Origin of the sequence: Acidaminococcus sp. HCP3S3_H5 (assembly GCF_052122235.1) — a bacterium.
GTDB lineage: Bacteria > Bacillota > Negativicutes > Acidaminococcales > Acidaminococcaceae > Acidaminococcus.
In genome coordinates this window covers 18,397-29,130 of sequence record NZ_JBQKCS010000009.1, presented here as the reverse complement: position 1 = coordinate 29,130, position 10,734 = coordinate 18,397, and the positions used below count along the sequence as shown (strand labels likewise).

The 10,734-nt window shown below is 55.9% G+C and carries 11 protein-coding genes and 1 tRNA gene; 9 read left to right on the top strand and 3 right to left on the bottom strand.

The genetic code is table 11. The features are described 5' to 3' along the window. Positions 1 to 279 precede the first annotated feature (279 nt). On the top strand, positions 280 to 480 hold the full coding sequence (locus ACTQY5_RS10695) for a DUF2905 domain-containing protein (protein WP_022487845.1): 201 nt from the start codon (positions 280 to 282) through the stop codon (positions 478 to 480). 37 nt (positions 481 to 517) lie between these two features. Here ACTQY5_RS10695 and ACTQY5_RS10690 read toward each other — a convergent pair whose 3' ends face one another. Continuing rightward, positions 518 to 1,087: an HD domain-containing protein gene (locus tag ACTQY5_RS10690; RefSeq protein WP_022487844.1), complete on the bottom strand. Its 570-nt coding sequence runs from the start codon at positions 1,085 to 1,087 to the stop codon at positions 518 to 520. A gap of 110 nt (positions 1,088 to 1,197) precedes the next feature. After that, positions 1,198 to 1,710, bottom strand: coding sequence for a ferritin (locus ACTQY5_RS10685; RefSeq protein ID WP_022487843.1), 513 nt, complete (start codon positions 1,708 to 1,710; stop codon positions 1,198 to 1,200). Positions 1,711 to 1,831: 121 nt separating this feature from the next. Between ACTQY5_RS10685 and ACTQY5_RS10680 the strand changes: the two genes are divergently transcribed. From ACTQY5_RS10680 to ACTQY5_RS10645, 8 genes are all read left to right on the top strand, one after another. Then, positions 1,832 to 2,362, top strand: a complete 531-nt coding sequence (locus tag ACTQY5_RS10680; protein ID WP_022487842.1) for an NAD(+) diphosphatase — start codon at positions 1,832 to 1,834, stop codon at positions 2,360 to 2,362. Positions 2,363 to 2,556: 194 nt separating this feature from the next. Next, positions 2,557 to 4,098 (top strand): AbgT family transporter, encoded by a 1,542-nt coding sequence (locus ACTQY5_RS10675; protein ID WP_441369194.1) that lies wholly within the window; start codon positions 2,557 to 2,559, stop codon positions 4,096 to 4,098. Positions 4,099 to 4,705: 607 nt separating this feature from the next. Continuing rightward, positions 4,706 to 5,083, top strand: coding sequence for a peptidase dimerization domain-containing protein (locus ACTQY5_RS10670; RefSeq protein ID WP_022487840.1), 378 nt, complete (start codon positions 4,706 to 4,708; stop codon positions 5,081 to 5,083). Further along, entirely contained in the window at positions 5,083 to 6,258 is a 1,176-nt protein-coding gene (locus tag ACTQY5_RS10665) for a M20 metallopeptidase family protein (RefSeq protein ID WP_022487839.1), read from the top strand. Before ACTQY5_RS10670 ends, ACTQY5_RS10665 begins: the two co-directional genes overlap by 1 nt. Before the next feature lie 338 nt (positions 6,259 to 6,596). Further along, on the top strand, positions 6,597 to 7,391 hold the full coding sequence (murI, locus tag ACTQY5_RS10660; RefSeq protein ID WP_441369193.1) for a glutamate racemase: 795 nt from the start codon (positions 6,597 to 6,599) through the stop codon (positions 7,389 to 7,391). A gap of 84 nt (positions 7,392 to 7,475) precedes the next feature. Further along, a tRNA-Thr gene (locus ACTQY5_RS10655) sits at positions 7,476 to 7,551 on the top strand. Positions 7,552 to 7,658: 107 nt separating this feature from the next. Further along, a complete protein-coding gene (locus ACTQY5_RS10650; RefSeq protein ID WP_279125975.1) occupies positions 7,659 to 8,573 on the top strand; it encodes a hypothetical protein in 915 nt (304 codons plus the stop codon). Beyond that, entirely contained in the window at positions 8,570 to 9,919 is a 1,350-nt protein-coding gene (locus tag ACTQY5_RS10645; protein WP_441369192.1) for a GHKL domain-containing protein, read from the top strand. The genes ACTQY5_RS10650 and ACTQY5_RS10645 overlap by 4 nt, the downstream gene beginning before the upstream one ends. 81 nt (positions 9,920 to 10,000) lie before the next feature. On the opposite strand, the gene ACTQY5_RS10640 is transcribed toward ACTQY5_RS10645, so the two are convergent. Then, positions 10,001 to 10,729, bottom strand: coding sequence for a LytR/AlgR family response regulator transcription factor (locus ACTQY5_RS10640; RefSeq protein ID WP_154488666.1), 729 nt, complete (start codon positions 10,727 to 10,729; stop codon positions 10,001 to 10,003). Between the last annotated feature and the right edge of the window lie 5 nt (positions 10,730 to 10,734).

The following is a 10,734-nucleotide window of genomic DNA, read 5'->3' as shown; positions in this document are numbered from 1 at the left end:
TAAGCCCTTATACGCCGAAAGTACTCGACTGGAAACGGTCCGGGAGGATAGGGAGCTGCCGGTTAGGAAAATTCCGCATCTGATGGATGCGGAATTTTTTTGTGTCAGCGGCGGATGAATACCAGATGTGGGGGCATCTGCTTTTGAATTTGCGGCCCTTTGGGCGGCCGGGACGGGCTTGCCTGCGGTGAGCCCCTACATCGTTGGGGTCATTGATTTCAAAGGAGAAACCGGGAAGAACATGGTACAATAGAAACAAAAACAACAGGGGATGAAAATATGGGAAGAATGCTGATCGGCCTGGGGCTGCTGCTGGTGGTTGCCGGCCTTGTCATGGAATTCGGGTCCAATCTGTTCCCCCTGGGCCATCTGCCCGGGGATATTCATATTACCGGCAGGCACGGGAGTTTCTATTTCCCGGTGGTCACCTGCATTGTGGTCAGTGTGGTGCTGAATGTGCTGCTGAGGTTGTTTCATTGAAACGGGAGTGTTGTACAGAATGTGCAACACTCCCTTTTCATATATTTTCTCTTATTTTTTCCCTGGTCCAAGTGTCCACTGCCTGTTTCAGTTCCTTCAGCCAGGAGGAGAACTGGACGGCTTTTTCCGGGTAGGTGAACTGGAGGTCATATTCCAGGGGCAGCCAGGTGTCCCGGTCTGATTCGTTGTGGCTGATCACCGCTTCCAGTTTGTCCAGGGCCTTGTACAGTTTGGCTTCCTGGGTTTCCTGGGCTTCCATTTCCTCCAAGAGGGCCTGCCATTCCTGCCGGTTTCCTTCCGGAAAGGCGGCCAGCCATCTGTCCCAGCAGTCCTGTTCTGCCGCCCGGTCCCGGTCCCCTTTGGCAAAGGTGGGGATGTCCCCGGTAAAGGCTTCCCCCAGGTCGTGGATCAGGCACATCCGGATCACCCGGTCCAGATCCAGCTCCCGGAATTCCGGCTCATGGGACAGCAGGAGGGCCATGAGAGCCATCCGCCAGGAATGGTCCGCCACGCTTTCCTGCCGGCCGGGAGCCGTCCAGCAGTGGCGGGTGGCGGTTTTCAGCCGGCCGGCCCGGGTGAGGATCGCAAGAAACGTTTCAGGGGACATGGAGAACCATCCTTTCTTGGTGCAGAGATGGAACCATTATAGAGCGGAACGGGTAGCAGGGTCAAATGGAAAAGGGGGTGCTGCACGTTCTGTGCAGCACCCCCTTTTTCTCAAGGCACCAGGGTCGGTGCGGCGTAGACTCTGGCCAGGAGTTCCTGGTTCAGGGCGTAGAGCCCTTTGGGGTCGCTGCCGAAAAGTTCGAATTTCTTGATCAGGTCGCTGACGTTCTTTTCTTCTTCTCCCTGTTCCTTCACGAACCAGTCGAAGAACTGCATGGTCCGGTAATCCTTGGCTTTGTCGGCGGCTGCGTAGATCTTGTTGATGCAGCCGGTGATGAACTGTTCGTGTTTCAGGGCGGCTTTCAGGGCGTCGTCCAGTTTCTTGTAGGTCATGTCCGGTTTGTCGATGGTGCCGAAGACCACCGGGGCGTCGTTGTTCTGCAGGTAGGTCCGCATGAGCATGGCATGGTCCCGTTCTTCCTGGGCCTGGATGTCGAACCAGTGGGCGAAGCCGTCCAGCCCCTTTTCCTGATAATAGTTGGCAAAATCCAGATACAGATAGGCAGAATAAAATTCCTTGGTGACCTGTTCGTTGATCAGGTCTCTGACTTTGTTGTCCAACATGGATAAAACCTCCCTTTCATTGCCTTCCATTATAGCAGGTTTGGATGGGGGCGGCGAAAAAACTTGACAGGGTTTCCCGGGTTGGGTATGCTAACCTTGTATGAACAAAGGAGGAAATCCCATGCATTTTGAATACTGTCCCACCTGCGGCTCCCGTCTCCAGCCCAAACCGGCCGGGGATGAAGGACTGGTCCCTTTCTGTCCGGTCTGCCAGCGGTACTGGTTCGATTTTTTCTACAGCTGCATCATCATCCTGCTCTGCAATGAATACGACGAAGTGGTCCTGTGCAAACAGCCCCACCTGTCCCAGAAATATGAAAGCATCACCTCCGGCTTCATTATGCCGGGAGAAACGGCGGAAGAGACCGCCCACCGGGAAGTGAAGGAGGAACTGGGGCTGACCCTGGAAAAAATGATTCCGGAAGGGACCTACTGGTTCAGCAAGGGCCAGATGCTCATGCACGGGTATCTGGGCTTTGTCCGGAAACAGCCCTTCCACCTGTCCCAGGAAGTCACCTCCGCCCACTGGGTGCCCATCCTGGACCTGCCTCAAACCGCCTATCCGGAAACCCCGGAAAATGTCATCTATCCGCTGTGGCGGAAGCTGCTGGCCCTGAAAGGAATGGCGGAACCGGGACTGGAACGGCCATAACCGAATATTAAAAGTAAAATTATAATCAAAGTTCGAAACAACATAAAATATGTATACAGTATTTTCATAGCGAAAACATGGATTTTCCATAGAAATTTGCTTATAATGAAACTATACTTTTTCCCATAAGTATTGTGTCATGCTCTCTTTATTGTACTGGAAAAAGCGAATTTCTAGGAAAGGATGTTGTTACTATGAATGGGACCCAGGAAAAGACGAAGAAAAGCCTTATGGACCGTTTCCTGAACGTCATCGAACGGGCCGGCAACAAACTGCCGGATCCGGTGTCTCTGTTTGTACTGCTGGCCATTGTGGTCATTGTGCTGTCTGCCGTATTGGGGGCGGCAGGGGTATCGGCCACCCATCCCGGCACTGGGAAGGTCATCAAGATCGTGAACCTGCTGTCGGTGGACGGCTTCCGGATGATTTGGAGTAAGGCGGTTTCCAACTTTGCCAACTTCGCTCCGCTGGCCATGGTGCTGGTGTGTGTCATCGGCTCCGGGGTGGCTGAGAAAAGCGGCTTCCTGGCGGCTTTCATGCAGAAAATGCTGGGGGATGCGGCACCGGCTGTGGTCACCTTTGTGATCATCTTCATCGGCATCAACGGCAACGTGGCCGGGGATGCGGCCTTTGTGGTGCTGCCTCCGGTGGCCGGGGTGATCTTCCTGAGCATGGGCCGGCATCCGCTGTTGGGGGTGTTCTGCGGGTTCGCCAGTGTGGCGGCCGGGTTCTGCGCCAATGTAATGCTGGGGATGAGTGATTCCCTGGCCTACGGGTTTACGGAAGCGGCGGCCAAGATGATCGACCCGTCCTACCAGCAGTCCCCTGCCATCAACTATTATTTCCTGTTTGTTTCCTGCTTCCTGCTGGCCCTGGTGGGGACCTTCGTCACGGAAAAGATCATGGCCCCCCGGTTTGCCGGCACGGATCTGACCCAGTATGAACTGGATGAATCCATTGCGGAAATGACGGACCGGAAAAAGAAGGCCGTGAACAAGGCCCTGTTGGCCGGGCTCATTACCCTTGTTGTGATCGGGCTCATGTGCGTGGGAGCGGATCCTCTCCTGGGTGATCCCAAGACCCATTCCATCATGAACCCCAAATCTCCCTTTATGACCGGCATCATCCTGATGGTGACCCTGGTGCTGTTTGTGCCCGGGGTGGTCTACGGGGTTGCTTCCGGCAAGTACAAAAACGACAAGGACATGTGGGCGGATATTTCCCAGGCTTTCAAGGACATTTCCTCCTACATTGTGCTGTGCTTCTTCTGTGCCCAGTTCACCAGCTACTTTGCCTGGTCCAACATCGGTGTGGTGCTGGCCATCAAAGGGGCAGAAGGACTGAAGGCGGCCAATATCACCGGCCTGCCCCTGATCTACGGGCTGATCGTGGTTTCCTGCATCATCAACATGTTCATCGGTTCCGCTTCCGCCAAATGGGCCATCCTGGCGCCGGTGATGGTGCCCATGATGATGCTCATGGGGTACGACCCGGCCCTGACCCAGGTGGCCTACCGGATCGGGGATTCCCTGACCAACCCTCTGTCCCCGCTGTTCTCCTATTTCCCGCTGATTTTGGGGTTTGCCCGGAAGTATGAAAAGGACATCGGCATGGGGACCATCATTGCCAACATGATTCCTTATTCCTTTGCATTCGCCATTGCCTGGGGCCTGCTTCTGGCAGCCTGGGTGCTGTTCAACCTGCCCCTGGGCCCTGGCGGGGGGATTTATCTGTAAAGGCGGTCAATGGTCAATTGTCAATGGCTGATGGAGGGAACCTGCCACGGCAGGTTCCTGGAAAGGAAACGCAGCCGTTGGCTGCTAACCCACCACCAGCCTTGCGGCTGGTCCCCCGCCCTTGAAAAGGGCGGATATACGCTCGGGCCTCTGGTCCTTGCCTGGAGCACAAGAGCGTAAGGCCGGTGTGCTATCTATCCGCCCCTTGGAAGAACGGGGGTGCATTGCCCTTGAAAAGGGCGGATATACGCCCGGGCCTCTGGTCCTTGCCTGGAGCACAAGAGCGCAAGCCCAATGTGCCATATATCTGCCTTAGCAAGGACGGGGGACCATTGCCCTTGAAAAGGGCGGATATACGCCCGGGCCTCTGGCTCTTGCCTGGAGCACAGGAGCGCAAGCCCAACGTGCCATGTATCCGCCCTTTGCAAGGGCGGGGGACCGTTGCGCTTGCGCAATGGTGGTGGGTTAGCCGCGGCCGCGGCGTCTTTGTTTAGAAGAACCCACATCTGCGGGTTCTTGCCATCGGCCGTTGACCGTTTACAGCTGACCGCTGACAAGGGTCTGCTGCTTTCTGCAGCAGACCCTCTTGTGGAAAGGACAAACGCTTATGGGTTTACTGAAAGATACGGAAAAGGAAATCGACTTTACCATTACGGTCCATGGGGTTTCGGCCCATGGATCCACGCCCCATCTGGGGAAGGATGCCATTGTGGCGGCTTCAGCGGTGATCCAGGCGGCCCAGACCCTGGTGAGCCGGGTGAACAATCCCCTGCGGCCTCTGGTCCTGGGTTTTGAAAGCGTCAAGGCCGGGAAACAGTTCAACATCGTCTGCGACAAGGTGCAGCTGACCGGCTGCCTCCGGGCCTATGACGACGAACTGCTCATGGACATGGTGGACAAACTGAAGAACCTGGTCCGGCGCACGGCAGAAACCTTTGACTGCCGCAGCGAACTGACTCTGCTGCCGGAAGGAGGCGCCTGCTGATGGATGTGAAAGCCTTGGCGGCCGGCGAAAAAGACTATATCCTGGCACAACGGCACTGGCTCCATGCCCATCCGGAACTGGGCCGGGAAGAAAAGGAAACCACCGCCCACATTGCCGCGGAACTGGAAAAAATGGGGATCCCGGTCCAGACCTTCCCGGATATCACCGGGTGCATCGGCACCATCCAGGGAGCCAAAGGCCCGGGGAAGACCCTGATGCTCCGGGCGGATATCGACGCCTTGCCCATCCAGGAAGCGGACCTGACCAAACCCTATGCCTCCCAGCATCCCGGGGTCATGCACGCCTGTGGCCACGACTGCCATACGGCCATGCTCCTGGGAGCAGCAAAAATCCTCAGCGCCCATCGGGATGCTTTTCCGGGCCAGGTGAAGCTGCTGTTCCAGATGGGGGAAGAAATCGGTACCGAATCCCGCCATTACGTGGAGAAAGGCTGTCTGGATCAGGTGGATGCCATTTTCGGCATGCACATCTGGGCCTTGCTGGACGCCGGTACCGCCAATCTGGAAGACGGGGAGCGGATGGCCTGCAGCGACCGGTTCACCATTACTCTTACCGGGAAACCGGCCCCTTCTGACGCCCCGGAACAGGGGGCGGATCCCCTGGCAGCGTCTGCCTCCGTAGTCATGGGGCTCCAGCAGCTGGTGAGCCGGCAGAACGACCCGGAAAACACCTTTGTGCTTACGGTGGGTATGATGAACAGCGAGGGGGAGAAGGGCCAGCTGGCCCGTTCTGTCCAGCTGGTGGGTACCACCCGGACCTTCAACAAAGAATTCCGGAAGACCCTGCCCCAGAAAATCGAAAAAGTGGCCCGGGCCTTTGGAGAAGGGCTGGGCTGCCAGGTGGACTGCACCTATTTCTTCGGTCCTGCCCCTCTCATCAACGAGCACAAAGACCTGAACGATTGCGGCCGGAAAGCCGTGGCCCGGATCATGGGAGAAAAAGCCCTGGTGCCCATGGAAAAACAGATGGGTGCGGAAGATTTTTCCGTGTTCATGGAAAAAGTACCCGGCGTGTTTATGTTCCTGGGAGCCCGGAACAAAGAAAAAGGCATCTGCTGCGTCCATCATCATCCCGCCTTCGAAGTGGACGAAGACGTGCTGCCTAACGGGACGGGGATAGAGGTCCAGTTTGCGCTGGAGTATTTGAATGGGTGAGGGTGCTGCTGCTTTGCAGCAACCCCTTTTAGTCGGAAGTCTGGAGTCGGGAGTCGGAAGCCTCAGGAAAGGATCCGCCTGGTTGGACGGATCCTTTTGATTATATAGAACCAGACTTGAAATCGATTTGGGATATCATTTCATCCAAAGGTTCTACACATTCAAAAATTTGCCTGCAAATTTATCATCGGGCTCCAGACTTCAGACTCCAGACTTGAGCCGCTGTGCGGCTCTACAGCCAGGGTGTGCTGCACGCAATGTGCAACACCCCCTTATTCGTGGTATAATATACTTTCCTAAAGTGGTTTAACGGCACAAATACAGGCAAGGAGGGTTCCATGAACAGATTAGATCCCATTGGCGTCATTGATTCCGGGGTGGGCGGATTGACCGTCCTGAAATGGCTCCAGCAGAAAATGCCCCATGAACGGTTCATTTTTATCGGGGATACCGCCCGGACTCCCTATGGGAACCGGCCCCGGGAAGAAATCCAGCAGTTCGTCAGCGAAATGACCGCCTGGCTGAACCGGCGGAACATCAAACAGCTGGTGGTGGCCTGCAACACCATTACGGTGCTGGGCACCGACGGTATCAAAAACGGGTACGATTTTTCCGTGATCGGCATGAAAAAAGGCGCCCATATGGTGGAAGGGGTCACAAAGAACAAACGGGTGGGCTTTCTGGCCACCGATTTCACCGTGGCTTCCGGGGCCCATAAAAAGGAAATCCAGGAAATGGATCCGGAAATCCAGGTGTTCGGCCAGGGGTGCCCCAAATTCGTTCCCCTTATCGAAGGAGAAAAATTCGGCAGCCCGGAACTGGCGGCGGCCATCAAGGAATATACGGACAAGCTGAAGGAACATAAGGTGGATACGGTGATGCTGTCCTGCACCCATTATCCTTTTGTGGAAAAGGAAATCCGGGAAGCCTTTGGACCCGGGGTCACCATCCTGGATCCGGCGGAACGGACGGTACAGGCCGCCATGGAAGACCTGAAAGCCCACCATCTGGACCGGGAAGTGGGCCTGGGCCGGGCAGAAGTATGTTTCACCGCCGACCTGGAAAGAGGCAAGCGTCTGGCGGCCCGGATGCTGGATATGAACCAGTGTGATTTCCGACTGATCCAGTTGTAAAAACGGTCAATGGTCAATGGCTGTTGCCTGTGCAACAGCCTCTTGAACAATCCCCGGGGATATGATATAATTTCCCTGTTCAATGCTACTGTAGCTCAGCTGGTAGAGCATCTCATTCGTAATGAGAGGGTCGTAGGTTCGAATCCTATCAGTAGCTCCATAGACCAGACCGGCCCGTCACTTTGGTGGCGGGCTTTTTTTGTGTTTGACATCTTTTTCTCTTTTCGTCATAATTACAATTAATGAATTCCGGAGGTGATTTCTGCCATGGGTTATGCTTTTGCCACTGTATTCCTGTTCTGTTTTTCCCTGCTGCCTCCGGCTTATCTCCGGTACTATCCCTTCCGGTCCGTGGCCGGTCCCCACCGGCGGAAGGTGCTGCTCCTGGGACATCTGTGGATCTTTTTCCTGGAATTCCTGCTCCTGGCGGCTCTTTTCAGCCGGGGAGCGCTGAAGCTGGAAAGCGGCATGTTCCAGTTCCTGTACCTGTTCTGCTATCTGCCCCATTTGCTGCTCCTGGTGTTCACCATCCGGCCGTTCTGGTTCCGGCATCTGTTTGTGCTGGGGCTCCAGGCCATTTATATGATCTTTGTCCATACCCTGTCCCTGGAAGCCTTCAAACTGTTCCTGCCCGATTCCTGGCACATTGGCCGGGTACTGCCTTATTTCATCATCTATCTGGTCCTGTTCCTTCTGGGGATGCCCCTGGCCCTGAAGATCATCGGGCGGCTGTTCACCCCGGAACAGCTCACGTCTCCCCGGTCCGCCTTCTGGCCTTACCTGGGGCCTGTGCCTCTGCTGCTGTGCTACTACCATGCCAATCAGGGGTATTTCATCCTGACCCCCCAGGATCTGTTCCAGCCGGGACTCCAGATCTATACTCTGATCACCCTGGGGATGCTGGTGCTGGTGGCTTTGTTCCTGGTCCTGACCATCCGGGGCGGGCTGGAGCAGGTGCAGAAAATGTTCCATCTGAAGGAACAGAATCTCCAGCTCCAGGGACGGCTCAATGACATCAACAGTTACGCCGTTTCCCTGCGGAAAGAACAGCAGGAACTGGCCATTCTCCGCCATGACAGCCGGCATCAGCTGCGGATGCTGGCGGAACTGGCGGAAAACGGGGAATTTGAAGAAGCGGAAAAACACCTGCTGAAGCTGCGGAAAGAGGTGGCGGACAAGTGACTCCCATCCTGGAAACCACGGCTGTGTCCCTGGTCTACATCCTGGTGCTCCAGCCCTTCTATCTGCTGGAGATTCTGCCCTTCTGGGGATTTCTGGAGGAAGAAAAGAAAAAGCCCTTCTGCCGGGCCTGGGTGGTCCTGGCGGTGGCGGAAACGGCCCTGACAGTGGGGCTGGTCCGGTCCGGACTGTTCCCTTCTGTCTCTGCCGCCTACTGGGCCATAGGGTACCTTATATGGATCCCCCAGTTCCTGCTGTGCTTCTGGGTCACCCGGAAGTACTGGGTGGGCCATCTGTTCATCCTTTCCTTCCGGATCCTGTTTTCCAGCTGTTTTTATACCTTTCTCCGTCACTTTTTCCTGTATTTCTGGCCGGCAAGTGAATTTGCTTCCATGTATTTCTGCCAGATTCTGTTCTATGGGGGAGAATGCCTGATCGCCTTCCCCGTCCTTCTCCGGTTCTTTACCCGCACCTTCAGCCATTTCCAGGAAGCGGTCACCCGCCGGTTCTGGCGGAGCACCACCATCATCCCCATGCTGCTGGCGGTGGATACTCTGTATGTGAGTGTGTATGATTCCCAGGAACGGTATTTCGATCTGATGGGTGCCCGGATCCTGCTGCTGATCGTAGTGCTCCTGATGATGTCTGCCATCCGCCGGGGCCAGCAGGAAGTGTATGATGAGATCAGCGCTTACGAGGAAAAGTACCAGCTCCAGCAGCAGGTGGTGTCCGCAGCCAACTATGTAAAGATGTCAAAAGAATCCCGGCAGCGGCTGGAAGCCATCTACCGGGAAAAACGGGATCATATCGACCAGCTGCTGGATCTGGTCCGGCAAAAGGACCGGGTGGGGGTGCTGACTTATATCGAAGAACTGGGAGAAGAATTCAACAGCACCAAGCTGCCCCAGTACTGCCAGAATCCCCTGATCAATGCGGCCCTTACGGTGTATCTGTCCCGGGCCCGGGAAGAAGGGATTCCCATCACCGTGTCCGTGGACCTGCCCCAGGACCTTACCTGCAGCGGGGATCTGTCCATTGTGCTGTCCAACCTGGTGGAAAACGCCCTGATCGCCAGCAGGAAGCAGCCGGAAGACCGGCGGAACATCACCGTACTGGCCCGGCGTCAGGGGGAACTGCTAAACATTTTGGTGAAGAACCTGTTCGATGCCCCGGTGGCCCTGGACGAAGAGGGCCTGCCGGTGACCAAAGTAAAAGGCCACGGCATCGGCATGAAATCCCTGGCCCGGTTCCGGGACAAATACAGAGCCAGTGTCCTCTGTCAGCAAAAAGAAGGCTGGTTCCTCACCTATCTCCAGGTGGATATGGGAGCGAAGGGAGTGGGGGATTAGGGGGCTGCGACTCAAAGCCCGCGACCCGCGACCAAAGGGGCTGTGAAGAAATGAAAATCTCATTTCTTCACAGCCCCTTTTTCACTTCGTCCCAAACATATACTGGAAATACTGCTCCTGGAACTCCCGGTACTTCCGCTTTCCCAGGGGAATCTGATGGCCCTGGATCTCTACGTAATCGGTTTTGATCAGGTGGATGGCGCCCAGGTTCACCAGATAGCCTTTGTTGGGGGATACGAACTGACCAGGGGCGATTTTGTCCAGATCCGCCTTCATGTCCTGGCCGGATTTCCGGGTTTCCAGGGTACTGCCGTCAGCCAGGTATACCTCCAGCACATGGCCGTGACTTTCCAGGAACAGGATCTGGGCGATTTCTTCCACCCGGACGCCTCCGCCCACCAGCCGGAAGATCACCTTGGCGCTGTTTCGCTGGCGGATGTAGGCAATGGCCCGGTCCATGGCCTTGGCGAACTGGGCCTGGGTAAAGGGCTTCAGGAGATAATCCGTGGCTTTCACCTCAAAAGCTTCCACGGCAAATTCGTCGCTGGTGGTGAGAAAAATGATTTCCGCCCGGCTGTGGTGGTCCCGGAGCTCCCGGGCCACATCGGTGCCCAAAATCCCGGGCATGCACACATCCAGCAGCACAATATCGAACAGGGCCCCCTTGTCCACCGCTTCCACAAAGGCAAAAGCGTTTTCAAAGGTCTGGCAGCTCATATTTTCTTTGCGGTTCTGGAAGTATTTCTCTGCAGCTTCCCGGATCTTCTGGATCTGGTCCTGCTGATCATCACAAATGGCAATATGCAGCATGCTGT

Coding starts and splice junctions, on each gene's coding strand:
- ACTQY5_RS10680 (WP_022487842.1), top strand. CDS start 1,832: ATGCATTTTGAATACTGTCCCACCTGCGGCTCCCGTCTCCAGCCCAAA.
- ACTQY5_RS10685 (WP_022487843.1), bottom strand. CDS start 1,710: ATGTTGGACAACAAAGTCAGAGACCTGATCAACGAACAGGTCACCAAG.
- murI (WP_441369193.1), top strand. CDS start 6,597: ATGAACAGATTAGATCCCATTGGCGTCATTGATTCCGGGGTGGGCGGA.
- ACTQY5_RS10690 (WP_022487844.1), bottom strand. CDS start 1,087: ATGTCCCCTGAAACGTTTCTTGCGATCCTCACCCGGGCCGGCCGGCTG.
- ACTQY5_RS10675 (WP_441369194.1), top strand. CDS start 2,557: ATGAATGGGACCCAGGAAAAGACGAAGAAAAGCCTTATGGACCGTTTC.
- ACTQY5_RS10640 (WP_154488666.1), bottom strand. CDS start 10,729: ATGCTGCATATTGCCATTTGTGATGATCAGCAGGACCAGATCCAGAAG.
- ACTQY5_RS10695 (WP_022487845.1), top strand. CDS start 280: ATGGGAAGAATGCTGATCGGCCTGGGGCTGCTGCTGGTGGTTGCCGGC.
- ACTQY5_RS10670 (WP_022487840.1), top strand. CDS start 4,706: ATGGGTTTACTGAAAGATACGGAAAAGGAAATCGACTTTACCATTACG.
- ACTQY5_RS10650 (WP_279125975.1), top strand. CDS start 7,659: ATGGGTTATGCTTTTGCCACTGTATTCCTGTTCTGTTTTTCCCTGCTG.
- ACTQY5_RS10665 (WP_022487839.1), top strand. CDS start 5,083: ATGGATGTGAAAGCCTTGGCGGCCGGCGAAAAAGACTATATCCTGGCA.